The sequence below is a fragment of the Neobacillus niacini genome (assembly GCF_000759675.1).
Lineage (GTDB): Bacteria > Bacillota > Bacilli > Bacillales > Cytobacillaceae > Neobacillus > Neobacillus niacini_A.
In genome coordinates this window covers 19,645-42,358 of the sequence record NZ_BAWM01000016.1, presented here as the reverse complement: position 1 = coordinate 42,358, position 22,714 = coordinate 19,645, and the positions used below count along the sequence as shown (strand labels likewise).

28 protein-coding genes and 3 other annotated features are annotated in these 22,714 nt (G+C 36.9%); of the genes, 12 read left to right on the top strand and 16 right to left on the bottom strand.

The window, feature by feature from the left end; translation table 11 throughout:
* Positions 1 to 49 precede the first annotated feature (49 nt).
* Entirely contained in the window at positions 50 to 1,456 is a 1,407-nt protein-coding gene (locus TR08_RS07145) for an MFS transporter (protein ID WP_045516950.1), read from the bottom strand.
* A gap of 367 nt (positions 1,457 to 1,823) precedes the next feature.
* Between TR08_RS07145 and TR08_RS07140 the strand changes: the two genes are divergently transcribed.
* Positions 1,824 to 2,336, top strand: coding sequence for a DinB family protein (locus TR08_RS07140; protein ID WP_045517166.1), 513 nt, complete (start codon positions 1,824 to 1,826; stop codon positions 2,334 to 2,336).
* A 126-nt stretch (positions 2,337 to 2,462) separates the two neighbouring features.
* On the opposite strand, the gene TR08_RS07135 is transcribed toward TR08_RS07140, so the two are convergent.
* The 3 genes from TR08_RS07135 to TR08_RS07125 all read right to left on the bottom strand — a co-directional run bounded on the left by TR08_RS07135 (position 2,463) and on the right by TR08_RS07125 (position 4,557).
* Positions 2,463 to 3,071 (bottom strand): exonuclease domain-containing protein, encoded by a 609-nt coding sequence (locus TR08_RS07135; protein ID WP_045516949.1) that lies wholly within the window; start codon positions 3,069 to 3,071, stop codon positions 2,463 to 2,465.
* A 195-nt stretch (positions 3,072 to 3,266) separates the two neighbouring features.
* Positions 3,267 to 3,836 carry a TetR/AcrR family transcriptional regulator gene (locus TR08_RS07130; protein WP_045516948.1) on the bottom strand — a complete coding sequence of 190 codons (570 nt, stop codon included), beginning with the start codon at positions 3,834 to 3,836 and terminating at the stop codon, positions 3,267 to 3,269.
* Positions 3,837 to 3,849: 13 nt separating this feature from the next.
* The gene (locus tag TR08_RS07125) at positions 3,850 to 4,557 is read right to left on the bottom strand and encodes an MBL fold metallo-hydrolase (RefSeq protein WP_045516946.1); all 708 of its coding nucleotides are present in this window, start codon (positions 4,555 to 4,557) and stop codon (positions 3,850 to 3,852) included.
* A gap of 203 nt (positions 4,558 to 4,760) precedes the next feature.
* Here TR08_RS07125 and TR08_RS07120 point away from each other — a divergent pair, with 203 nt between their 5' ends.
* The 5 genes from TR08_RS07120 to TR08_RS07095 all read left to right on the top strand — a co-directional run bounded on the left by TR08_RS07120 (position 4,761) and on the right by TR08_RS07095 (position 7,581).
* Positions 4,761 to 5,084: an ArsR/SmtB family transcription factor gene (locus TR08_RS07120; RefSeq protein ID WP_045516943.1), complete on the top strand. Its 324-nt coding sequence runs from the start codon at positions 4,761 to 4,763 to the stop codon at positions 5,082 to 5,084.
* The gene (locus tag TR08_RS07115) at positions 5,068 to 5,523 is read left to right on the top strand and encodes an SRPBCC family protein (protein WP_052427371.1); all 456 of its coding nucleotides are present in this window, start codon (positions 5,068 to 5,070) and stop codon (positions 5,521 to 5,523) included. The genes TR08_RS07120 and TR08_RS07115 overlap by 17 nt, the downstream gene beginning before the upstream one ends.
* Before the next feature lie 172 nt (positions 5,524 to 5,695).
* Positions 5,696 to 6,085, top strand: a complete 390-nt coding sequence (locus TR08_RS07105; RefSeq protein ID WP_045516939.1) for an SRPBCC domain-containing protein — start codon at positions 5,696 to 5,698, stop codon at positions 6,083 to 6,085.
* A gap of 309 nt (positions 6,086 to 6,394) precedes the next feature.
* The gene (locus TR08_RS07100) at positions 6,395 to 6,913 is read left to right on the top strand and encodes a DoxX family membrane protein (RefSeq protein ID WP_045516937.1); all 519 of its coding nucleotides are present in this window, start codon (positions 6,395 to 6,397) and stop codon (positions 6,911 to 6,913) included.
* Positions 6,914 to 7,068: 155 nt separating this feature from the next.
* Positions 7,069 to 7,581 (top strand): DoxX family membrane protein, encoded by a 513-nt coding sequence (locus tag TR08_RS07095; protein WP_045516935.1) that lies wholly within the window; start codon positions 7,069 to 7,071, stop codon positions 7,579 to 7,581.
* Positions 7,582 to 7,628: 47 nt separating this feature from the next.
* Here TR08_RS07095 and TR08_RS07090 read toward each other — a convergent pair whose 3' ends face one another.
* Positions 7,629 to 7,859: a hypothetical protein gene (locus tag TR08_RS07090; protein WP_045516934.1), complete on the bottom strand. Its 231-nt coding sequence runs from the start codon at positions 7,857 to 7,859 to the stop codon at positions 7,629 to 7,631.
* 201 nt (positions 7,860 to 8,060) lie between these two features.
* Positions 8,061 to 8,513: a hypothetical protein gene (locus TR08_RS07085; RefSeq protein ID WP_045516932.1), complete on the bottom strand. Its 453-nt coding sequence runs from the start codon at positions 8,511 to 8,513 to the stop codon at positions 8,061 to 8,063.
* A gap of 213 nt (positions 8,514 to 8,726) precedes the next feature.
* Here TR08_RS07085 and TR08_RS07080 point away from each other — a divergent pair, with 213 nt between their 5' ends.
* Together TR08_RS07080 and TR08_RS07075 are read left to right on the top strand one after the other, a co-directional pair.
* The gene (locus TR08_RS07080; protein WP_045516931.1) at positions 8,727 to 9,521 is read left to right on the top strand and encodes a nucleotidyltransferase domain-containing protein; all 795 of its coding nucleotides are present in this window, start codon (positions 8,727 to 8,729) and stop codon (positions 9,519 to 9,521) included.
* A gap of 81 nt (positions 9,522 to 9,602) precedes the next feature.
* Positions 9,603 to 10,904, top strand: a complete 1,302-nt coding sequence (locus TR08_RS07075) for an NCS2 family permease (RefSeq protein WP_045516929.1) — start codon at positions 9,603 to 9,605, stop codon at positions 10,902 to 10,904.
* 39 nt (positions 10,905 to 10,943) lie between these two features.
* Here TR08_RS07075 and TR08_RS07070 read toward each other — a convergent pair whose 3' ends face one another.
* Positions 10,944 to 11,570, bottom strand: coding sequence for a hypothetical protein (locus TR08_RS07070; RefSeq protein ID WP_045517161.1), 627 nt, complete (start codon positions 11,568 to 11,570; stop codon positions 10,944 to 10,946).
* Positions 11,571 to 12,109: 539 nt separating this feature from the next.
* Between TR08_RS07070 and TR08_RS07065 the strand changes: the two genes are divergently transcribed.
* Positions 12,110 to 12,409, top strand: a complete 300-nt coding sequence (locus TR08_RS07065; protein WP_045516927.1) for a YfjL-like protein — start codon at positions 12,110 to 12,112, stop codon at positions 12,407 to 12,409.
* A 43-nt stretch (positions 12,410 to 12,452) separates the two neighbouring features.
* Here the strand turns inward: TR08_RS07065 and TR08_RS30205 are convergent, their stop codons facing one another.
* Complete coding sequence (locus TR08_RS30205; protein ID WP_052427370.1) at positions 12,453 to 13,490, bottom strand: GGDEF domain-containing protein; 1,038 nt, start codon at positions 13,488 to 13,490, stop codon at positions 12,453 to 12,455.
* 318 nt (positions 13,491 to 13,808) lie between these two features.
* Here TR08_RS30205 and TR08_RS07055 point away from each other — a divergent pair, with 318 nt between their 5' ends.
* On the top strand, positions 13,809 to 14,288 hold the full coding sequence (locus tag TR08_RS07055) for a hypothetical protein (RefSeq protein WP_045516925.1): 480 nt from the start codon (positions 13,809 to 13,811) through the stop codon (positions 14,286 to 14,288).
* Between the two features lie 444 nt (positions 14,289 to 14,732).
* Here the strand turns inward: TR08_RS07055 and TR08_RS07050 are convergent, their stop codons facing one another.
* Both TR08_RS07050 and TR08_RS07045 read right to left on the bottom strand, forming a co-directional pair.
* Positions 14,733 to 15,410, bottom strand: a complete 678-nt coding sequence (locus tag TR08_RS07050) for an AlkZ-related protein (RefSeq protein WP_045516923.1) — start codon at positions 15,408 to 15,410, stop codon at positions 14,733 to 14,735.
* Between the two features lie 6 nt (positions 15,411 to 15,416).
* Positions 15,417 to 15,956 (bottom strand): HD domain-containing protein, encoded by a 540-nt coding sequence (locus TR08_RS07045; RefSeq protein ID WP_045516922.1) that lies wholly within the window; start codon positions 15,954 to 15,956, stop codon positions 15,417 to 15,419.
* A 186-nt stretch (positions 15,957 to 16,142) separates the two neighbouring features.
* Here TR08_RS07045 and TR08_RS32430 point away from each other — a divergent pair, with 186 nt between their 5' ends.
* Entirely contained in the window at positions 16,143 to 16,313 is a 171-nt protein-coding gene (locus TR08_RS32430) for a hypothetical protein (RefSeq protein ID WP_193747697.1), read from the top strand.
* 179 nt (positions 16,314 to 16,492) lie between these two features.
* On the opposite strand, the gene TR08_RS07040 is transcribed toward TR08_RS32430, so the two are convergent.
* Positions 16,493 to 16,948: a DUF2269 family protein gene (locus TR08_RS07040; protein WP_045516921.1), complete on the bottom strand. Its 456-nt coding sequence runs from the start codon at positions 16,946 to 16,948 to the stop codon at positions 16,493 to 16,495.
* Positions 16,949 to 17,106: 158 nt separating this feature from the next.
* On the opposite strand from TR08_RS07040, the gene TR08_RS07035 reads away from it, so the two are divergent.
* Positions 17,107 to 17,496 (top strand): DUF454 family protein, encoded by a 390-nt coding sequence (locus TR08_RS07035; RefSeq protein ID WP_045516920.1) that lies wholly within the window; start codon positions 17,107 to 17,109, stop codon positions 17,494 to 17,496.
* A 51-nt stretch (positions 17,497 to 17,547) separates the two neighbouring features.
* Here the strand turns inward: TR08_RS07035 and TR08_RS07030 are convergent, their stop codons facing one another.
* The 5 genes from TR08_RS07030 to TR08_RS32420 form a co-directional block, all read right to left on the bottom strand.
* Positions 17,548 to 18,867 carry an amino acid permease gene (locus TR08_RS07030; protein WP_045516918.1) on the bottom strand — a complete coding sequence of 440 codons (1,320 nt, stop codon included), beginning with the start codon at positions 18,865 to 18,867 and terminating at the stop codon, positions 17,548 to 17,550.
* Between the two features lie 74 nt (positions 18,868 to 18,941).
* Positions 18,942 to 19,170, bottom strand: a binding site (T-box leader).
* 45 nt (positions 19,171 to 19,215) lie between these two features.
* Positions 19,216 to 19,445: a binding site (T-box leader), on the bottom strand.
* A 93-nt stretch (positions 19,446 to 19,538) separates the two neighbouring features.
* Positions 19,539 to 19,679 (bottom strand): hypothetical protein, encoded by a 141-nt coding sequence (locus TR08_RS32425; RefSeq protein ID WP_193747696.1) that lies wholly within the window; start codon positions 19,677 to 19,679, stop codon positions 19,539 to 19,541.
* A gap of 70 nt (positions 19,680 to 19,749) precedes the next feature.
* A complete protein-coding gene (locus tag TR08_RS07025) occupies positions 19,750 to 20,256 on the bottom strand; it encodes a GNAT family N-acetyltransferase (protein ID WP_045516917.1) in 507 nt (168 codons plus the stop codon).
* A 220-nt stretch (positions 20,257 to 20,476) separates the two neighbouring features.
* Positions 20,477 to 22,111 (bottom strand): methionine--tRNA ligase, encoded by a 1,635-nt coding sequence (metG, locus tag TR08_RS07020; RefSeq protein ID WP_045516916.1) that lies wholly within the window; start codon positions 22,109 to 22,111, stop codon positions 20,477 to 20,479.
* Between the two features lie 55 nt (positions 22,112 to 22,166).
* Positions 22,167 to 22,442: a binding site (T-box leader), on the bottom strand.
* A gap of 125 nt (positions 22,443 to 22,567) precedes the next feature.
* Entirely contained in the window at positions 22,568 to 22,714 is a 147-nt protein-coding gene (locus TR08_RS32420; RefSeq protein ID WP_193747695.1) for a hypothetical protein, read from the bottom strand.

Sequence of the window (22,714 nt, the reverse complement as noted above, 5' to 3'; positions counted from 1 at the left end):
GATAAGGTTGTTATGCACCAGACATAACAACCTTACCTCATATAAAATATTAAGCTTTTCTTCTTTCAGCTAAATCAATTGTAAGTTGTTCAGTACGCTTTTTGTTCAATGGATATAAGAATACAATTAGCAGGACTACTGCAAGAAGTGTAATTGCAGGTACTAAAGTTCCTAGGGTATGAATTCCTTGTAAAGTTTCACCTGTTTGTGCTTTGAGAGTTGAATTGTAACCTACTGCTGCAATCGCTGCACCGCCGACACCGCCGGCAACAGCTTGTCCGATTTTACGAGCCATTGAGTAGATTGAGTAAACGGTTCCATCCTCACGCAGACCAGTTAAATACTCATGGTAATCAATGATGTCTGTAACGAAAGCCCAGATAACAAGGTTGAAAATACCATATCCAAACATAGCAACTGTTAAGATTCCGATAAATTGTGTTGATGTTAGATTAGGAAGGAAATATAAAACAGCGTATACAAGTGCTGCAAGTAATAACCCGGCTGAAGCTACTTCTTTTTTACCAAATTTCGCAACTAATGGTTTGATCATTGGCAAAGCTACAAATACTGCAACCGATTGAAGAAGACCAACCATACTTAATGCTTTAGCGTTTCCAAAGTAATCTTTAAATAAATAAACGTTTACAGTACTAATTAACATAAAACAGATCATGAACAATAAAGAAGAAATAAGGAACCAAATGAGTGGTTTGTTTTTACCAAGACCTTTAATTGTTTTGCCTAGGTTCGCTTTTGGTTTATTTGTTTCATCCATCACAATACGTTCAACGGATAATTTATAGCAAGCAATATAACAAGCGATTGCCAGACCACCGAAAATGATTGCACCTAATATGAATCGATTAGCATCTGCTTTATTGTCAACAAACAAAATCATTGGTCCAACAACATTAATGATTAAACCAGCTAAGTTTGCGCCTAATGTTCTCCAGCTAGATAATGCAGTACGTTCTACAGGATCAGCTGTGATTACAGAAGCCATTGAGCCGTAAGGAATATTAACAGTAGAATATAATGTTCCCCAAATAATATACGTTACATATGCATAAGCAAGGTAAAACCCATCAGACATACCAGGGATATGAACAAACATCAGCACACCTGAAACAACAAGCGGAACAGACATTCTTAAAATCCATGGTCTGAACTTTCCATTTTTAGTTGCTTTTCTTGTATCGATGAAGCGGCCCCATGTAATGTCAGCTACTGCATCCCACACACGTGCAAGGAAGAATAGCCCACCAACTGCAGCCGGATTTAGATGGAATACATCAGTATAAAAAACCATAAGGAATGCTGCAACTAGAATAAAGAAGAAATCGTTTCCAAAATCACCGAATAAATAACCTAACTTATCTTTCATGCCGAATGGACGTACTGCCTGACCCTCTGTTTGTGGGGTTTCAACTTTCTTTTGCATTGCTCTAGCCATTATTAACCCTCCTATTAAAACGTTCTAAATAATGAATGAAAACCCTTTAAATTATTGCTATGATGCATTGAAGCTTATTTTATGAATGCCTTTACATAATTACACAAGTACTAATTTTGACTTCTCGAGAATGGATGAACCTTCTGATTAATTTGTTTAATGAACTAACAAATTAACTGTATACTTAGAATATCACCCTCGACAATATTCGTCAATAATATTTTGTAAGCGGTTATAAAATAAATATTTTCTTTTTTAGAAACTATCAGATAAATTAAATTGTGGTCTGATCTACTGCATTATTTAATAATTATGAATAGTATGATAGGCTTGCTAAGTGGACTAAAAAATGGAAGGAGAGAATCAAATGATTCAGCGTCCAGCAAAAAATGAGTATCCAGATTATTATGTACCGTATTTAGACCTAGTTCCTGAAGGCGATTTACTACAGCTGTTGAAAGAGAATCTTCAAAAGACAGTTTCACTTTTTGAAGGCATCTCTGAAGAAGTCGGTTTATATCGTTATGCTTCAGGTAAATGGAGTATTAAAGAAGTGCTTGGACACATAACCGATACCGAAAGAATCATGAGCTACCGCCTTTTGCGTGTAGGCCGCGGCGATCAAACACCTTTAGCAGGATTTAACGAAAACGATTACGTGGAGGGTGCACAAATCAACAGATTACCAATGGAAAACATCCTTCAAGACTTCACAGCAACTAGAAACGCCACCATCAACCTAATCCAAAACATCCCTGCCGAAGCATGGGCAAACAAAGGCAACGCCAACGGAATGGAAATCACCACCAGAGCCATCGCCTACATCATCGCTGGCCACCAAATCCACCACTGCAAAATCGTAGAGGAAAGATATTTATAATAGTACCAACGGTGCCTGTCACCGCTCGTGGACACTGTCCACCTCAGGCGGACAGTCAAAAAAGTTCATAAAAAAACAGACCAAATCTTAGTGGGTTTGGTCTGTTGCTTTTGGTTTTGTGTGCAGTTATCCCATTTTCGTACGAGTAGCTGCGGGCTGATATTTTCTCATTGGACCATTTTCGAGTACTTCTTGAAGATAGAGATTTCCATTTGGACTTGTTTTTTTGAGCAGGTCCAAGAGGTATGTAATATCATCGAGTGCTCTATGTGTTTGGTGGTTTGTAATTTGGTGGGCTTGTAATAACGTTAGGAGTTTACCATTGGGAAAGCCATAGTTTTTCCACTTAACCCCCCGCATTGTACAATACCATTTTAAATCATTTACTTCTGGGTACATATGATAGAGAAAGCTTCGGTCAAAGGAAGCATTGTGAGCAAAGACTGAGTCGGCACGATGAAAATACGTTTTAATCTTTACATCAGTGAAACTCTTCCCTTCTACTAATTCATAGGGAATCCCGTGGATTTGGTAAGCACGGTCATAGTTCCTTCTAGCAGAATTGGAAAGCGGTTCTCTTAAAAAGGAATCTTCTTCAATAATTTCTTGGACCTCCCCTGTATCTGTGCGATAAGAAAACAATTTCAATGCTAGTTCTATTACTTCATCCGTAGTCGGTCCTAACCCGGTTGTTTCAACGTCCACTACTAAACCTAACCTCTCAAGTTTGCGCATAATTCTCATTCCTTTGATCAAGATATTACCTACATTATAACATCTTATTTAAAAAAGAAGACTTGCCATTTGGCAAGCCTGTTGAGTTTAGCGAAAACGTATTGTTTTCAATGGTTTTCGCAGTTTTGGTAACTTTTGGTCCATTTTAGATTTGTCTATATCACGATATCTCGATAATGATTTTCTCATCAAAAACTAGTTTTCGCGCATACCATGAGTAAATGCTTTTATAATGATTTCCAAGCTTTCATTTAGATCTACCGCCATTTTAAATCCGCCACTCTGCTCCAAGGAAGAAAAGCCGTGCAATATGCTTCGGAGTCCTCTTACTGCATGTATGGCGGTGTCACCTTCTAATCGATAAGCCTGTAAAACACGAACAATGAGATCGACAACCTTAGAACCTGCATGCTGAACATCCTCATCTTCCATATCCGGTGCCATCAAAGTTGCCTCATAAACCCCGGGATGCTTCCGTGCAAAATCAACATAGGCTTTACTAATAGTTAGCATGGCTTCATCTCCTGACACTCCAATAGCCGCTTGGGCTAATACCTCATATAGCCGGTCTATCCCATAAATCGCCATTTTCTTTCTTAACCCGCCCAGCCCATCAAAATGGTTATATAAAGACGGAGGACGGATTCCTAATTTTTTCGCTAGATTTGCCAGGGTAACTTCCTGCATCCCAAATTGGTCAGCTAACTCCGCTGCTGCTTCCAGAATCTCTGTTAATTCAAGTCCAACCTTTGGTCTTGGTGACATCATGACACCTCCTTTAGTTCAATTTCTGCTCAAAACGCTTAATTGCCTGTTCCATTTCTCCAATCGGATTCTCCAAGATTTCACCGTGTCCGACTGCAAGAAGCTTAGGTTCATAGCTCACTAATTTCTTTGCACTAGCTAATGAAGTTTCTTTACTCCATGTACCAAAGGCGGGAAATGGAAACCATCGCATTATGTCTCCCGCTACGGCAATCCCGCCTCTTGTTTGGTAAGCGTCCCCAGCGATCAGTGCCTTCGTGCGAGTATCCATGAAAGACATTGAGCCCGGTGTATGTCCAGGGGTTTCGATAGCCGCTAATGATCCTACAAGATCTCCTTCTTTCAATAATACATTCGCCCTCGTCTTCAGCTTTTTCGGTACGCCGCCCTTAATCGGGGTTTGGTGCTCATGCTCGTCAAGCGATGTGTCACCATGCATTATTCTGTTATCTCTTACCGAAATATACACAGGCACATCTGGTAGTGCCTCTTTTATCTTATCAAGCGCACCGACATGATCCTCATGCGCATGCGTCAAAATAATTTTTGTAATTGGCTTGCCTATCGTTTCGGCTGCCTTTAATATCCCCTTCATACTATAAGGCAATGCTGCATCAATCAATGTTAAGCTCTCCTCTTCCTCAACCAAATAACAATTTACCGGAAACACATTGGCCATAAATGTTACTTGAAATAAAAATCCCTTTTTGAGCATTCTCACAATACCCAACCTCCTTAACTAATATTATTAGTTTTATTTTAACTAATAATATTAGTTTTATCAAGAGATAAAATCACTTTTTATAAATTCTTTTCTCAAATTCAACTTTAGTGATATATTCTTTTATTTTTCCAAATGATATCTATGTATTAAATTCCATTAATTAAGTTGACACTTAATTAAGTGCATGCTAAATTAAACTCATGATTGAAAAAGTTATTCATGCTATCGCAGAACCTAGAAGGAGGGAAATTCTTAATCTTGTTAGAGACAAAGAACTTACCTCTAGTGCCATTGCTTCGCATTTTGAAATATCAGCACCTGCAATTTCACAGCATCTCAAAGTTCTTGAAGAATCCGGTGTAGTGGTTGTACGGAGAGCGGGAACGAAACGGTATTATTCAATCAGAAGGGAAGGTTTTTCAGAAATTAAACAGTATATTGACCGTTTTTGGGATGATAGTTTACTTCTATTGAAAGAAGCTGCAGAAGAAGAAGAAAGGAGAAAAAATGAATCAAATGAATAGTGAAAAAATAATAAAAGAAATCTTTATTGAATGTCGTCCTGAAACATTATTTTCGTTCTTTACCGACCCTGACAAAATGGTTAAATGGATGGGCAGACATATTCTACTTGAGCCAAGGATTGGTGGTAAATACCGAATCGATGTCAATGGAAGTGATATCGCAATGGGAGAGTATCTTGAAATTGTCCCTTATGAAAAGATTTTGATGACGTGGGGATGGGAAAAATCGAAGGTTGTCCCTCCTGGCTCAAGTAAGGTTGAGTTCAAACTGATTCCCAATGAAAAGGGAACAAATTTAATTTTAACCCATTACGATTTACCTGTTGAAGAAATTCCGTCACACCAACAAGGGTGGTCACATTACATGCCAAGGATAAAGGATTTTGCAGAAGGCAAAGATCCAGGTGTAGATCCTTGGTCATTGGCAGCAATGCATTAATTTATAAAAATATAATTGCTGACAGTTGTAAAGTAGAGGCTACTATGTGGCACCATGCAATTCACAATCATTCTGATATGTTAAAAAGCATGACAGTGGAATTGCTGGTGGAATGGTTAAAAGATAAAGACAAGCAGTTATCTACTGCTCAATAGATATTGGAGGAAAAAAAATGACTAAAGCAATTCATCAAGAAGTAGTTTTTAATGCAAGTCCATTACGTATTTATGAAGCACTGACAGATTCTAAACAATTCGGCGAGGTTACCGGTGGAGCTCCCACTGAAATTAGTTCTGAAGCTGGCGGTTCATTTTCCTGTTTTGGAGGAATGATTTTTGGAAGAAACATTGAATTGGTACCAGGTAAGAGAATCGTACAAGCTTGGCGTGTAGCTAACTGGGAAGAGGGTATTTATTCCATTGCCAAGTTCGAGCTTAAAGAGCAAGACTCAAAAACACTTCTTATTTTTGACCACATCGGTTTTCCTGAAAGTGATGTAGAACACCTTGCAACTGGCTGGAGCGAGAACTATTGGAACCCATTAGAAAAATATTTAGGTTAAGCGTAATAAGACTCCCCTTACAGGATTAATAAGGGGGAGTCTTTTTTGCAATCAAATGATTAATACCAATTTCTCAGACTTAGCCCTAGACACACATGACAAAATGACATTTTGTGCATTCTTTTGGCCTCGCTCAGAAATAAATCATATCTTCAAGATTCAACAGAAACTTAGGAGTTTACAATTTGTTCATATCTTTTTTACAAATATGTGAATTAGTGAGCATTTTACCCTTAATTCGAGATTAATTTGTTATATTAGTAGTGTAGTAAATATTTAAAACATATTTAACAAGGAGATGGCTTTAAAATGTTTATGAACTTATTAAGAGAAAACAAAATCGCGGCTGGAATATTGACAGTCTTACGTTTATATCTTGGATATTCTTGGTTCACAGCAGGTTTAGGAAAATTAACAAGCGGCGGCTTCGATGCTTCTGGTTTCTTAAAAGGAGCAATTGCTAATCCAGTCAAAGGTCCAGATGGCAACATGGTTTACGGTTGGTATGTTAACTTTTTAGAAAGCTTTGCTTTACCAAACATTGATGTGTTCAACTTCATCGTTCCTTGGGGCGAAACATTAATCGGCTTAGGACTTCTATTAGGATGCTTCACAACTGCAGCTATTGTTTTTGGTCTAGTGATGAACTTCTCTTTCTTCTTAGCAGGAACAGTTTCTCATAACCCAACAGACATATTCTTAGGCTTCATCATCTTAACAGCTGGATATAATGCTGGTCGTTTCGGTCTTGATCGCTGGGTAATTCCATTCCTTCGTAAAACAATGAAAACAGAAGGCAACAAACACAAAGCAAATGCAGCTGCCTAACAAATACAAAGTTTTATAAACTAAGTTGTTCAAGATTCTGACAAAACAATTTTAACAAAGTGTGAACTTATCACTATGGTCATGTCGTTAACTACAAAAATCTTATATAGTGAAACTATCAAATACAAACTAATTTTTGAAGGGCGGAATGCTTTATGTTTAACAAATTTTTAAGAGAAAACAAAATCTCTGCAGCTATTTTAACTGTCATTCGTTTATATCTTGGATACTCATGGTTCACAGCTGGTTTAGGAAAATTAACAGGAGGCGGCTTCGACGCTTCTGGATTTCTAGGAAATGCAGTAAAGAATCCCGTAAAAGGTCCAGATGGCAACATGGTTTACGGCTGGTACGTTAACTTCTTAGAAAGCTTTGCTTTACCAAACATTGACGTGTTTAACTTCATCGTTCCTTGGGGCGAAACATTAATCGGTTTAGGACTTCTATTAGGATGCTTCACAACAGCAGCAATGTTCTTTGGTTTAGTAATGAACTTCTCTTTCTTCCTAGCAGGTACTGTATCTCATAATCCGACTGACATATTCTTAGGCTTCATCATCTTAACAGCTGGTTACAATGCTGGCCGCATTGGTCTTGACCGCTGGGTGGTTCCATTCATCCGTAAAACTGTTTTGAAAGGGAAAGAAACAGCAAAACAACATGCGTAACCGTAACAAAAAAGTCGCCTCAATCATTTGATTGAGGCGTTTATTTATTAATAGATATTATCTTCTTCTCCACTTTCAAAACCTACTCGATCTTGATACCAATTTGTTATTTGGGTGAGTATAGCAAATACTAAAAAGAAATTCATCGCCCACACGTTAATAAATGGTGTTAAACCGCCAAACTCAATTCCATGATAACCCTTTAGTTTCATCACAATCATGGATTCTATAAAAATTAGAACAAAACCCAACACACCCGCCACAGCCATTCTAATCATTTCAGATCCCTCCATATCTACCCATTATGTTTAACTTATTTCCAATATTTTGAAGATATTTGTCAATTATGTGAACATCTATAATCCTATTATATTGCAAATTTTATGGAAACAACAACAAAAAACATTATGTTATTAGGAAGAAACTATTTATCCAGAATGACTGTTAAAAACAAGAGGCTTGTTTGAAAACTGTTACAATTATGGGGTATTTCTCCTCCAGCGAAATAATGATGTGAAGAAAGTCAATGTAGAAGCATAAATGAGGAACGTATAAAAATTAACGAAGATCGTATTCGTGTATTGATTTAACCAAGGAAATCGATAAATTCGTGATTCTTCATTTGTGGGCGGACCGCCTAATTTCTGAATTAACTCGTTAATATAGGCAAATTCTAACACACTTGCTGCAAGTAGGATGATAAAGGAACAAACGACCACATTTCGCCAAGTAGAACCTTTAAATGAAGCACCCTTTAGTTTTAAAAATAACTCATACCCAAAAAGTGTAAACGTCAGCAGCACAAATGGATAAATTAGAATGACGGGATTACCGTTACCAGAAAAGGACTCAGGACTAAAAGAAAATTCCTTCACCATCAAAATTGCAATTAAACAAAGCAGAAAATAGATAATTAATTGTCTTGATAACATCTCATCTCCCCCTGTTCAATAACTTAAATAAGGAATAATGCCCTATTGTTTATATATTCAACAAGAAGTGCGTTATTCCCAAAGCCTTGTTTGCTGTTGTTGAATTGCTGCCAAAGTGCAAAATGGCATTAATCATGATAATCTAGGTAAAAATGAATTATTTATGCTTACGAATCAAGTTAATTAAGAAATTTGATAAATGGGGTTTTAAGGTTGAGAGAACACATTTTAGAGGTACTTAAGCAAATTGAAATAGAGTATGATGTTAAAATCCTTTATGCCTGTGAATCGGGGAGCAGAGCATGGGGCTTCCCTTCGAAGGAAAGTGACTACGATATTCGCTTTATTTATGTTCATAAAAAGGAATGGTATCTCTCAATTGATCAAAGGCGAGACGTGCTAGAGGTTCCGAAGCATGATAAGCTTTCAATTCAAGTGGACAAACTACTAGACCTAAATGGCTGGGAACTAACCAAAGCATTACGATTATTTCGCAAATCGAATCCACCTCTGCTAGAATGGCTCCACTCCGATATTATTTATTACCAGGAGTATTCTGGCATCAATAAAATGATAATGTTAGAAAGCCATATTTTTTCTCCCATATCTGGCATCCATCACTATTTAAAAATGGCAAAAGGAAATTACCGTGATTATTTAAATCGTGAGGAAGTAAAAATTAAAAGATACTTCAACATATTTCGCCCGCTATTGGCGGCTAAATGGATTGAAAAGCATAAAGAATTTCCGCCTATTAAATTTACTCAGCTCGTCCATGATATCCTTCCAACCGGTGAGATAAGAAATATAATCGACGACATTATCAAACAAAAAATAGCTGGTGAAATTCTTGATCCTAATCCTAGAACTGAGAACATTAATCAATTCCTGGATAGGGAGATTGGGCATTTAGAACAATACGTAAAGGAATTATCAATCGATAATACTAACCCCACCGAACTTTTAAATCAGTTATTTCGAGAAACTCTCGATGAAGTTTGGGGATAAAATAAGAAAGATTGAAATCCTCATTGGAAACGAATATTATATAAAGGTTGTTAAAAAATGTTCGCTTTTTGGAGGAAGTCTATGTTTAAACTTAAAGAAAATCAAACAAATACAAAAACAGAACTACTTGCGGGAATTACAACCTTCTTTACAATGGTTTACATCGTTGTTGTGAACCCTGTCATTCTCGCAGACGCAGGTGTACCATTTGAACAAGTATTCACAGCAACTATTATCTCTGCAGTTGTTGGGACACTTTGGATGGCATTATTCGCAAATTATCCAATCGCCATTGCACCTGGAATGGGGCTTAACGCATACTTCGCCTATTCAGTCGTTGGCGGCGGGCAAAATATTAACTATGAAACAGCCTTTGCAGCCGTTTTTATTGCCGGTATTATTTTTGTTATCTTGTCATTAACACCCTTTAGAGAAAAATTAATTGATGCAATTCCAGATAACCTCAAACACGGGATTACAGCAGGTATTGGTTTATTTATTGCTTTTATTGGTTTGAGACTTACTCACATCATTACTGCTCATCCTACCAATCTTGTCGGATTGGGTGACCTGCAATCTCCTTCAGCCCTGTTAGCAATAGTGGGACTAGCCATTACATTAATTCTAATGGCGCTGCGAATCAATGGAGCATTATTTTTGGGAATGATCATTACTGGGCTAATTGCCTTTTTTACCAACCAACTTTCTTTTGATCAAGGATTTGTTTCACTTCCTTCTCTTCCTGAGGGCTTAATTATAGGAAACCCTATTTCAGCTTTAAGTGATGTCATTCAGCACAGTCTTTATGCAGTTGTATTTTCATTCATTCTAGTAACAATCTTTGACACCACCGGAACTATGATTGGTGTTGCAAATCAGGCAGGTTTAATGAAAAATGGAAAATTACCACGCGCCCGTCAAGCATTGCTCTCCGACTCTGTTGCAACATCCATCGGAGCGATGTTTGGTACAAGCCCAACAACTGCTTATATTGAATCCACTTCTGGGGTTGCGGCTGGCGGACGGACAGGATTAACTTCCCTTACGGTTGCGGCTTTGTTTATTATGTCCGCATTTTTTGGACCTCTTGTCAGTGCCGTTTCAGGGATTTCTGCGATTACGGCTCCTGCTCTTATCATTGTCGGCAGTATGATGATGGGAAGCATTGCAAATATTAAATGGGACGAATTAGATGAAGCTTTTCCGGCATTCCTTGTGATTCTGAGTATGCCACTAACATCCAGCATTGCCACTGGAATTGCACTTGGTTTCATCAGCTATCCGCTTCTGAAGATAGCCAAAGGAAAATGGCGTGAGGTTCACCCCCTTCTTTATGTATTCGCAGTATTGTTCTTTTATCAGCTTGCATTCTTACCACATTAAAAAATGGAGTCCCAACCACTAAGTTGGGCTCCATTTTTTTTAAACCTTATTAGGGAACTGCTTGATAATTCCATCTGTAAGGAAATCTGACATATGCATTAGATGTTCTTGATTATTGTCTAAGGCCGTAATATTCGCATTCCAATCCTTTTTAAGTTTGGCAACCACACCATCTGTAATCAGTTTTAAATGCGTATACATCATTTCATTTAATTCTTTTTTATTGTAGTTAGGATTTGCAGCAGTTAAAAAGTTTGTAATATCATCTGCATTTTTAAACCATTCAGTATTGTATTTTTTGAGGTCAGCCTGATTCCCGCTTTTTGCTGCAGCCACAACCTTGCCGGCAATCAGAATATGCCCTCTTAACAATTGTGCAAGCTTGTTGCCTGCTTCCTCTCCGTAATAGGGCTTAATTGCATTCCCAAAATCGTCCTGGTTTTTCAATAATCTAGCCAGCACCTGTTTTTGGTCCTCTAGCCCTGCAATGGAACTTACTACAAACTTTTCTGTCCAAAAAGCGTGTTCATTCCAAAGATGCCTCAAATCAACCCTAAGTTGGCAAGCTTTCTGACTTAACGGCTGTGTTTGCCGCTCGACCTGTTTGGTCTCTTCCGCATTTGTGAATGCTGGGAATATTAATGCAAAGGAAAGAAACAACAGCATGAATTTGGGTAAAAATTTGTTCAAAAAATCATCTCCTAATAATAAATTGAATCTGGCAAACTTATTATTAGATTTTTTGTCCATTTTCACTCAATGAAAAAATAATTTTTTCATCTTCATAATTTCCACATAACTTCTCTATAACTTCTACAAATGTTTATCCTATTATAAAGATAACTTATTTAAGACTTAGGTTTTTAGGAACCTTATTCTTAAAAACTTCCCATAATTTGATTGGTACCCGTGTACCAATCCTTTTTTTTGCCTATTATTATTAAACTTGTCATCTTCACAATTTCCACATAACTTCTCTATAACTTCTACAAATGTTTATCTTATTATAAAGATAACTTAATTGAGTCTTAAGGTTTAAGGAACCTTATTCTTAAACTTCCCATAATTTAGCTTGGTACACATGTACCAAGCTCCTTTTTTGCCCTTTTTCTTATTGTTAAAGCGAAATAGCACCAAATAGTATAATTTTACACTAAAATATAAATACAATAGTATTAAGTTAATAAAAGGGGTGTATGTACTCGATGAAGGGAAAAGCTATTTTATTATCTATTCTTGTACTTGTGCTGCTCATGTCTGGTTTTATTTATTTCTTCCTTAATGGTAACCCCGCCGAAAAGGGTAAGAGCAGAGAGATCGTGACCACCTATCTTAAGGAAAACTACCCTGAAGAATCTTTTAAGATTACAAACGTTGCCTACTATCCTGGTGAAGGAATTTATATTGTGCATGTAATTTCTAAGGATGGAAAAACAGAGGGCAATTTAGATGTAAGAAACGGAAGGATTATAACAGAGAGTGTAGAATTTCCATTTAAACAATAAAGGATGGTTCTAAATAAAGGGTTAGTGCCTGTGTCACTAACCCTTACTTAATATAACTTACTTGGTTTCTTCCGCAGTTCTTACACTGATATAAACCCTTATCAGCCCGATTCAATAAAGAATCTATGCTGTCACCTGCTTTAGAATTGGTAACGCCGAAACTCGCTGTAAGGTTACCTGCCCCTTTAAAATGATGTTCAGCAACTACTTTCCTTAGATGTTCTGCAAGCTTTACGGTATCTTCACTTACTTTACTAGAGATGATAATGAACTCTTCCCCACCCCAACGTCCAAAAAGCTCTCGATTGGAAATATGGTGCTCGATGAGTTCTGCTAACTCTACAAGGACTTCATCACCAACTTTATGCCCATAGCTATCATTTACTGACTTAAAATGATCAATATCAAAGAAAATGATTGAGAAGCCTTCTTTCTTCTCCTCGAACAACTTGAGCTTCTTTTCAAGCCATTCATCAATCTGCAGACGATTAGCAATTCTCGTTAATGAATCATAGTAGGCGTGCTTTTTAAACATTTCAAGATCAGCATAAGTCTTAAACACATGCTGAGCATAGTAGAGAACAATGATGTAAACAAGATTAGCAAAATAAAACTGACCTAGCGAATCAATTGATTCAGAGTAGAGACTATTTATATAAATGATTCCCGTTATAAAAGTTGTTAAAAATATGACAATGGAGTAGTATAACCCTCGCTTTGTTCCTAGAGTTAAAAAAAAGAACAAGGTAGTAATCGGCATCCAGATGATAAAATCTCCAAGAGACCCTCCATCTACAACCATATAGTTACGAACAGCATCAAAAAAAGTCGTAACATGATAAAAACTGACTAATGCCAAATTTGAGTATTCTGTAAATTGAACAAAAAGTCTTTTGTATAATAAAAACCAACTAATAATAAACCAAATTGAGAGAGTGTTATTAATGGTAAAATTGAATTTATTTACGCCATCAATATTTTGTAAAAATGTATTAGAAATGAGAGAAATGACAATACAAGGTACACCCCATAAATAGATGCGTATCTTAAGCTCATTAAGTGATGCAAATCGCTTTAACATAAGATTATTTCATCTCCCAACTAATCTAAATCGATTAGCCATGCATGTTAACTGACTGATTTATTCACAGCTGTGCGCTTATCCCCTTTCGTTTTATGCCTTTACTTTTATGAAGCTTCTACAAATATTCACATTTACGAAAAAGCAGTGGCCTTACAAAGGACACTACTTCTATCAACTATTATATCAGACATATTATTAGGAAAACTATTTAGTATTATTTGTAAAAAATTTATGTTTACAATTTTTTGAATTACCAAGTCCTATGCATAGTCCATTCATTGCTGGGCACATTAAAAAATAAAAAAGGGAAATTTTATGATAGGGCTTTTGATCGCAATTGTAATCTTTAATGTTTTGGGTTTTAAAACAAATAAATTACTAACTGGGAATCAAATTGTTCATATTTGGTTATTTACGATTGCCTTCCAAGTGCTTTTCGACATTTTTGTTGAATTCAAATATCATGCTTACTGGTACTTTGACCCAGGTTTAGATTTGCGAGGAATACTCCCGCATGTGTTCCTAATTCCGCCAGTAAATATGTTTTTCTTAAATTGGTACCCTCATAAAAAGGGATGTGTCAAAAAACTAATTTATTTAACTTGTTTTGTTATTGCCATTTTATCCTACGAAGTTATTACCCTGCTTCCTGAGCCTTGGGGATATTTTCATTATGGCTGGTGGAAACTGCGGCATGCGGCTATCCTTGACCCCTTTCTTCTACTTATCTTATTAGGATTCTATAAATGGATTTGTAATTTGGAAAAAAAGGCTTGTAAAAAGGAATGCAGTTAGCATTTGTCTAACATCTTTTATGATGGCCACATGTGAAACTGGTTTTTAGTTTCATGAATTTATACATGACATTTGCCTGTCTTCCTTTTTTTGTATGTGGATTTCTTTTGAAATGAAGGCATTCCATAAATCGTTTATCGCAGTAACATGGGGAGTTTCCACGCTCAAGACAGAGGTCATGTTTGTAACAGCAGGAATCTACATCATTGATAGGTGCTCCAGGACCGCTGCAACCAGGTCCGCACCATCTATACCCTGGAAAAATACAGAGCGGAAACACATTTTTTCTACAACTCATATTTTTTCATCTCCTTTTATATAAAATATGAAGTAGTAGGACAGTGGGGACATGCTAGTATCACGGCTAGTTGAAATAATGGAGTGCTAGGGTTTACGTTCCTTTCAAATGGACACAACAAAAAAAGGAAATCGTCACGATTTCCTCTAAAGCCCAAATATTTTATTGAAGGCTTTCATTGCCTCCGGACTGCAAATCGAAGCAAAATGATCTCTTAACATCATTTTCGCGTCTTCCTTTTCAATCGAACTTTCATCAACTCTATGATTCTTTGCCCAAAAATTCATTGTTTCAAAAGAGGTACTACTCCAGCCATTTTTCTCCCCAGCTTCGTTTGTTTTCGCCTTCGTCCCTGAAACAACAATGTCCATGGAACCTTGTAATTCCAGCAAGGCATGATCAAACGGCTTCTTCTTTTCTTTATCCTTCATTCCTGCTTCTACTCTCAATACCCTTGTGTCTATTCCTTCATTCTCACTAATCAGCGTATATAGCTCTACAGCTTCTCTTGACATTAGCCCATCCCGAAATCGATCTCTTACGGAAAAAGAGGACCCCAAAATAGCACGAACCAATGGTAAGAGTTCAGTAGATATTAATACTGATTTCTTTTTCACAAACTTCCCATATGCGGCTGCTCCATCCCCCGGAAATTTTGCACGCCACATCCATGGATCGAACTCCGAACCGGTATACCAATGTTCTTTCGGAGTAATACTGTCGAGCGAAGGGTAATTAGGGATAAGCTTTGCCAATGGAAGAAATCCAATTTCTTTTATTACATCTATCGCCTCATCATATGTGTCAACCTTAAAATCCTTCATCCCATATCATCTCCCAAAAAGTTTATCTACTTCATAACGTAATTCTATTAGTAAATCAAAAGTAGATTGGATCCCTAAACTTTCTACAACATTTGTGTAGTACCACTTTTGTTGTTCTTTACCTGCATTAAATCTACTCCAAACTTCCTCCCCAACATCTTCATAATCTCTAATGATGGAACGAATATTATGTAGTTTATCTGCACAAACAACAGCACGAATTTCCTCCGAAGCTGTTTTTAAGAATTCAATGGTATGCTCCTTCCTATCCTTCCATGGAAGAGTTTTATCAGGTTCAGAACTGCCTTCGACGATTTCAGCAATTTTTGCTCCGAATTCCTCTTTTATATCTTCAAGTATAAGTGGCGTATCCTCAACCGTATCATGCAGGATGCCCGCTGCAACGATTTCATCACTGTACCCAGCTTTCATTAACATCATCCCAACAGCAACAGGGTGGATAATATAAGGAATATCAGTGTTCTTACGATATTGTCCTTCATGACTTCTACTTGCTGTCTGCAGTGCCTTTTCAACTACATCCATTTTTGATCACCCTCCTATCCATTTACATCTCACAATCCTTTATTTTTACCTTATTTCCACATGATATAACAAATCTCCTTCTTATCAATGTATGTGGATAAATTTTACAGAAAAAATCAATTCGTCCAATCACTTAAATTTGTATAAGCATAATTTATAGTACAAGCTTGAAAGGGGGGATATGGAATGTCTAATGAAAGAAGACGTCGTGATGATGAACGCAGAGAAGTCAGAAGAGTCTTTATTGATGCAGAAGAAGTTATTATCCGTGCTGATAGAGTAAGAATTGTTGGCGATGAAGACAGAAGAAGAGATGACGACAGAAGAGATGACGACAGAAGATGTAGAAGATGGTAGGGTTAATTGATTCTTTAAAGGGATAATCACAAATCCCGCAGGCTGGTGAGACAAATCGATCTCACCAGCCTGTTATTATTGCACTAATAGAGTAGTATGTACGGCCTAAACCTATTAAAATCACTTATCAACAAGGATTTTCAGTGCCTTTTTATGAAGTTCATACCTTTTTCTAAAAATTAAAATGGTTTTAATATCATTAATGCAATAATGACGATGAATATAGCATTTTCTAAGTGTTCATAGCGGAACAGAATTTTTGATAAACGAAAATATTCATCAGGGATCTCCTCACCCTTATGAGATGCTAACAAAGCCTTAACTGGTTTAGATCTAGGTGATAAGACAAGCGGACCGATTGCTAGTGCTGCTAAAAAAAGAACGAGACTAGTTACATACCAACCCATTCGAAATAGACTTGGATTCATAAAGCCCATCATTAACCCTGTAATGAGTAAAAGCGTACCTCCCACCATCACAAAGATATGCAGTTTATGCCTAATGGCATAGGAGTGCCTTAATTCGGTCATTGTTTTTCCCGACTTTACAACGGTCGTAAGGATAAACCCTGGTCCCATTCCCATGATCGCCGAGAAAATATGTAAAACTACTATAATTTTATAGAATGTAATCATATTATCAGTCAACCCCCATTCTCTAGACTTCACTATTTTAACATAATGGAGGTTGAAACTGTCTCTAAGTACTTATTTCGTCATAAAACTTCCTTTTTTTAAATGATATAATAAAGATGAATGAATGACTTATGGCATGGCACAAGGTGGCAATCGAAATGAGAAACATTATTAAATTTCTATATATTATTATCGGTTTTATTGCACTAGGTTTAGGCGTTTTGGGTCTAATTTTACCAGTATTACCGACAACTCCTTTACTTCTTTTAGCCTCCTACTGTTTTGTGAAAGGTTCTGAACGATTTGAGATCTGGTTTAAGGGGACATCTCTTTATAAACGTCATTTAGAGACTTTTGTAAAAAAGAGGGCAATGACATTAAAACAAAAACTCACGATATTGTTGTTTGCAGATGTGATGATAGCCATTCCCTTCTTTATCCTAGAAAGCTTTTTGGTCAGAGGCATTCTCGTATTGATTGTTTTTTATAAATATTATTACTTCATCTATAAAATAAAAACAGTACGTGAAGTAACTTCAAAAACATAGACAAAAACCTTGCCATTTACAAATGACAAGGTTTTTTAAAATAAATTTCTATCACGCTTTTTTTCTAAAAACTGAACATACAATTAAGATAATCAGCATACCTAAACAAACAAACATGCTCGCACGATTCTGTTCGCTGAATGCAAATCCTACACAGCTAACACTTAACGCTATCGCAGTAAATGAGGTAACATACGGAAATCCCCAAACTTTAAAACTTGGCTGGTTTATATAGGTTTTGCGAAGCTTCAGTTGCGCTAAACAGATGCTAATCCACACTAATGATACCGTAAAACCCGGAATGGCCATCAAATATCCAAAAACACGGTCAGGTGAAAAATACGCAACAAATGTCCCTCCAATAAGGATAATAGCGCTTAAGATAACGCTGTATAATGGAACACCATTCTTAGAAACATATGAAAATAATTTCGGTGCTTCACCTTCTGCTGCTAAGGAATACATCATCCGTGTACATCCATATATCCCAGAATTAGCTGCAGACAAAACAGCCGTAATAAGGACAAAGTTCATGATATGAGCCGATCCATCAAAACCGACTGCAGATAACACTTGCACAAACGGGCTTGCTTGGCTGCCGATTTCATTCCATGGAATTAATCCGCAAATGATAAGAATCGGAAGTGTATAGAATATTACAATTCTCCAAATAACCCCTTTTATCACTTTAGGCAATACCTTTTCTGCATCCTTCGTTTCTGATAAAGTCAATCCAATAAGTTCGGTACCGCCGTATGAGAAAATGACGATTAATAAGGCAGAGAATACACCAGACCAGCCATGCGGGAAGAAACCATCGTATTGTACATAATTTCGTAAATAGTCTGTTTCATTACTCGGGATGATTCCGAATAAAATACCGGCACCTAAAACAACAAATAAGACAATCATGGTAATTTTTATGCCGGCAAACCAAAATTCAAACTCACCATAACGTTTCACATTCATAAAATTAATAGCCACAATGAAAATAGCACTTATAAAACTTAATGACCATAAAGACATAGAAGGAAACCAATATTGCAAAAAGCTTCCCGCAGCGATCACTTCTATTACACATACAACTAACCACATAAAACAGTACAGCCATCCGATTACAAAAGACACATTGGTTCCAAAGGCTTTATGAATAAACCCTTTCATATTCACCCCTGGAAAAGCGATGGCCATCTCGGCAATTGCACTCATCACAACAAGAAGTAACAGTCCTGCGAACAGATATGAAAAAATTACCGCTGGCCCCGCAATTGATACTGTTTCAGAAGTCCCTTTGAATATACCTGTGCCGATTGCTCCTCCGAGTGCCATCAAACGGATATGCCGCGGCAATAAACTTTTTTGTAATTCCATAATCAATTTCCCCTTTTTTTAATGTGAATGAATAAGCGTGCTATACTAATAAAAAAATCGCCCCTGTCATATACGACAGGGACGATTTACACCGCGGTACCACCCTAATTGCAAACATAAGTTTGCCTCTTGAATTTGTTAACGATCTCTCGACCGACTTTCCCTCAATAAAGGTTCCCCCTATTTCGAAAAAAGTTGCTCCGGGATTGAAATTCACGCTTAAGTCTGTACTGATTTGCACCATCCATCAGCTCTCTAAAAACAGAAAAATAAGCATTACTTTATTCCTTTCATTGCACTTCCTATATTTTGTTTCATGCTAATAAAAAAGCCCCTACTGATTGTATCAGTAGGGACGAATATATCGCGGTACCACCCTAGTTGCAGACTTAGCCTGCCTCTCAACTTTGTTAACGATCATTTTTGACCGTCTTTTCCTCTATAAAGGCTGCCCTTTATTTCGAAAAAAATGCTCTGGGACCGAAATTCATCCTTATCTTTGTACTGATTTTCACCCACCATCAGCTCTCTAAAAACATTGAGATAAGCACTACTTGTGTTCCCTTCATAGCCCAATTATTCAATTTATATGACGAAGTTCATTTCTCAATTAATATAATTTACATTATAGTAGTATAATTAATATTCTGTCAATTAAAATCTGCATTTCACTAGAAAAAACTCTCTTTTCTATTGGTTCGTTCAAAGGTTAGTCGATATGCTTTTACAACGATTCCGTCATCTGCTGGTTCAAAGTCGCATTGTGGTAATCGTTCAAAACCAAGGCCAGGGTCTACACCGCCTTCATACAAAGAAAATTCCCAGTCTACATGAGGAAGCTTGGTAAATCATGTATGGTTGCCTGTCTAATGGTAAGTTTGTTCATTTTAAATGCAGCACCCTATGTTCGTCATCCAAATAAACACCATTCAGTTTCATTGCTTTTTCTTCAAGTCCATATACTTTAAAGCCAAGTTTTGTATATAGCTTCTTAGCTGGTTCATTGCTTGCTACGACTGATAAATTAATTTTTTCAATTGCTTCTATTGATTTTGCTTTATTAATCGCTTCCGTGAGCAATGCTTCTCCCACACCTGCTCCTTGTTTCTTTGGAGCCACATACATCGCAAAAATGTTCGCCCTGTGCTGTATTTTCTCAGCCTTTTCTTGGACAAGCGTTACCACACCAATAAGCTCATCACCTTCAAACGCTCCAAAAGTAAAATTACCTTCTGTCTTAAGATTACTTACAACCTGAGCAACCGGATTTTCTCTTTTTTTAGCGTCTTCATAACTAGTTAAAAATGCTTCAGGTGCTTGCTTTAGGGCTTCTAATCTTAGATCCCAGTATTTTTCCGCATCCGAAGAGGTTAGTTGTCTAATTTCCATGGGACATCCTCCTTTTACTTTTAAAATGGTATATCTAATATATTACTAAAATTCAAAAAAGATAGAAAATAAAAAATAGCGTCTGTCCCTGGCTGCTAATCAATATGATCGATAACATTCATTGTTTAATATTGAGGTCATTCGTTAAGAAACCGTTCATGGTGACTGCTTTTCTCTTTTTAAATGATTTACGATCACCATGGACCCTTCACGGCATGATTTAATCAGTTTGTTTTTGTAACCTTTCAAGCTCTTCTGCTATTCTTGTTGGGTCGATTCGTTCAAATAACGGCTCAACATTTGATAATACGGTTGGTTTAACCAAAAAGGGTTTCCAATTTGACTCTAAGGTATTTAGCATTTTCTTAACTTTTTCACTCGAAAAAGGCAGAAACGGTGTTAAGATATGGGCTAAGTTGGCAATTAAATAAACGCAATTTGAAAGAGTTTGCATGCAAGATTCTTCGTTATCATGAATCTGCTTCCACGGTTTTTGTTCATCAAAGTATTTATTTGAATACCTCACCAGTTCAAATACTTTTTCCAAACACTGTTTAAAGGATGCTTCTTCAATTAATCGTCCTGTTTCTTCATACAAAGAATTGACTTTTTCTTGAATAGTAGAAGATATCGCCTTATCTGGAATAACACCATCAAATGATTTATTAATAAATTTCAACGTCCTATTTACAAAGTTACCATATGCCCCTAATAATTCACTATTGTGACTATAGATAAATTCCTTCCAGGAAAAATCAGCATCCCGGCTCTCCGGTGCGTTTATGATTAAAAAATATCGGATAGAATCAGGGTCATACCTTTCTAAAATATCAGGAACCCATACAGCCCAATTTCTGCTGGTGGACAATTTCTTCTTTTCCAAGGTCAAATACTCATTGGATACGATATGTGTAGGTAATGGTTCTTTTCCGAGTCCAGCGAGAATCCCCGGCCAAATAATCGAGTGGAAAGGGATATTATCTTTCCCATGAACGTAATAGGATGTAACAGAAGACTTCCAAAACGATGAATCATCTTTACCTGCTTCCTTCGCCCAAAGCTTACTAGCAGTATAGTATCCTGAAACAGCTTCAATCCAAACATAAATCTTCTTTTCTTCATACCCAGCTACCGGCACACTTACTCCTACAGGCAAATCCCGAGAAACAGCTCGATCCTGCAAACCTTCCTTTAAGTACCTTTTGGTAAGAGCTATAGCATTCTCCCTCCAAAGCTTATTCTTTTCTGCTTCTTGTACATAGTTTTCTAAATGAGCTTGAAAAGAGCTTAAAGAAAAATAGAAATGCTCTGTGAATCTTGTTGTTGGTGGATGCCCGCATATTTTGCACCTGCTATTCAATAATTCGAGAGGTTCTAAAATAGTGGAGCAATGATCACATTGATCTCCGCGAGATGGTTCTTTACATACAGGACAGATTCCCTCCACATATCGTTCTGGCAAGAATTGGGCACAGTTCTCACAATAGGTTTGTTCAATTTCTTTTTTATAGATATGGCCTTTCTCAAGAAGCTCTAAAAAAATCTCTTGAACCAATTTGTGATGATGCTCAGTATCAGTTCGGGTGTAGGTATCATATGAAAATCCTAATTTTGAAAAACAATCTAGGAATTCATGGTGATATCTATCTGTAATAACTTGAGGTGGTACTCCTTCCTGTCTAGCGCGAATGGTTATAGGAGTTCCATTACAATCGCTACCTGAAACATATAGCACTTGTTCCCCTTTTAAACGGTAGTATCTCGCCAGTATGTCCCCTGGCAGTAAACTTGAAATATGACCAAGATGCAATGAACCGTTCGCATAAGCCCATGCACCTCCAATAAAAATACTCATGTTGTAAATCCTCCTATTTTTTAAAAATAAAAAAACCCCGCCCTTAACTGTAATAGTTAAGGACGAGGTTTGAATTCCACGTGATACCACCTTATTTCACAAATAGCTCACACCATTTGCCTTAGCAAGTACGGAGTATTATTAATCTACTCTTATACCGTGACATTGATAACGAGTGTCAAAACTCGCCGCAGCCTACTAATACCCTTAGGTATGTTCAATACGAAGCTCAGAGACCATTGTTCAAATGAGTGTTTTTGCTTCTTTTCAGCTTCCGAAGCTCTCTGTGGAAAAACCATTTCATTTTACTTTTTCTCTTCTTTGCCTTTAGTTATTAAATTTAACACTATATTATTCAATTAATTTCCAAAAGTCAATTAAATTATTTAACAATAGACTATAGCTAAGAAAACGTCTAAAAATAAAAAGAGGCTGAGCGCCTCTAATACCAAATAATTATTTTTCCTTCATGCCCTGCTCATTTCTATGATGAGTGGAGCTATTCGAGTTACCTTCTGTAATGACACGGTCAATATCAAGATAAGGTTTACCGCGCAGTGCATCATTAGATATAATGGTTGCATTTTGTTCATTACTATTCAT

Coding starts and splice junctions, on each gene's coding strand:
- TR08_RS07145 (WP_045516950.1), bottom strand. CDS start 1,456: ATGGCTAGAGCAATGCAAAAGAAAGTTGAAACCCCACAAACAGAGGGT.
- TR08_RS07140 (WP_045517166.1), top strand. CDS start 1,824: ATGATTCAGCGTCCAGCAAAAAATGAGTATCCAGATTATTATGTACCG.
- TR08_RS07135 (WP_045516949.1), bottom strand. CDS start 3,071: ATGCGCAAACTTGAGAGGTTAGGTTTAGTAGTGGACGTTGAAACAACC.
- TR08_RS07130 (WP_045516948.1), bottom strand. CDS start 3,836: ATGTCACCAAGACCAAAGGTTGGACTTGAATTAACAGAGATTCTGGAA.
- TR08_RS07120 (WP_045516943.1), top strand. CDS start 4,761: ATGATTGAAAAAGTTATTCATGCTATCGCAGAACCTAGAAGGAGGGAA.
- TR08_RS07115 (WP_052427371.1), top strand. CDS start 5,068: ATGAATCAAATGAATAGTGAAAAAATAATAAAAGAAATCTTTATTGAA.
- TR08_RS07105 (WP_045516939.1), top strand. CDS start 5,696: ATGACTAAAGCAATTCATCAAGAAGTAGTTTTTAATGCAAGTCCATTA.
- TR08_RS07100 (WP_045516937.1), top strand. CDS start 6,395: ATGTTTATGAACTTATTAAGAGAAAACAAAATCGCGGCTGGAATATTG.
- TR08_RS07095 (WP_045516935.1), top strand. CDS start 7,069: ATGTTTAACAAATTTTTAAGAGAAAACAAAATCTCTGCAGCTATTTTA.
- TR08_RS07090 (WP_045516934.1), bottom strand. CDS start 7,859: ATGATTAGAATGGCTGTGGCGGGTGTGTTGGGTTTTGTTCTAATTTTT.
- TR08_RS07085 (WP_045516932.1), bottom strand. CDS start 8,513: ATGTTATCAAGACAATTAATTATCTATTTTCTGCTTTGTTTAATTGCA.
- TR08_RS07075 (WP_045516929.1), top strand. CDS start 9,603: ATGTTTAAACTTAAAGAAAATCAAACAAATACAAAAACAGAACTACTT.
- TR08_RS07070 (WP_045517161.1), bottom strand. CDS start 11,570: ATGCTGTTGTTTCTTTCCTTTGCATTAATATTCCCAGCATTCACAAAT.
- TR08_RS07065 (WP_045516927.1), top strand. CDS start 12,110: ATGAAGGGAAAAGCTATTTTATTATCTATTCTTGTACTTGTGCTGCTC.
- TR08_RS30205 (WP_052427370.1), bottom strand. CDS start 13,490: ATGTTAAAGCGATTTGCATCACTTAATGAGCTTAAGATACGCATCTAT.
- TR08_RS07055 (WP_045516925.1), top strand. CDS start 13,809: ATGATAGGGCTTTTGATCGCAATTGTAATCTTTAATGTTTTGGGTTTT.
- TR08_RS07050 (WP_045516923.1), bottom strand. CDS start 15,410: ATGAAGGATTTTAAGGTTGACACATATGATGAGGCGATAGATGTAATA.
- TR08_RS07045 (WP_045516922.1), bottom strand. CDS start 15,956: ATGGATGTAGTTGAAAAGGCACTGCAGACAGCAAGTAGAAGTCATGAA.
- TR08_RS32430 (WP_193747697.1), top strand. CDS start 16,143: ATGTCTAATGAAAGAAGACGTCGTGATGATGAACGCAGAGAAGTCAGA.
- TR08_RS07040 (WP_045516921.1), bottom strand. CDS start 16,948: ATGATTACATTCTATAAAATTATAGTAGTTTTACATATTTTCTCGGCG.
- TR08_RS07035 (WP_045516920.1), top strand. CDS start 17,107: ATGAGAAACATTATTAAATTTCTATATATTATTATCGGTTTTATTGCA.
- TR08_RS07030 (WP_045516918.1), bottom strand. CDS start 18,867: ATGGAATTACAAAAAAGTTTATTGCCGCGGCATATCCGTTTGATGGCA.
- TR08_RS07025 (WP_045516917.1), bottom strand. CDS start 20,256: ATGGAAATTAGACAACTAACCTCTTCGGATGCGGAAAAATACTGGGAT.
- metG (WP_045516916.1), bottom strand. CDS start 22,111: ATGAGTATTTTTATTGGAGGTGCATGGGCTTATGCGAACGGTTCATTG.
- TR08_RS32420 (WP_193747695.1), bottom strand. CDS start 22,714: ATGAATAGTAATGAACAAAATGCAACCATTATATCTAATGATGCACTG.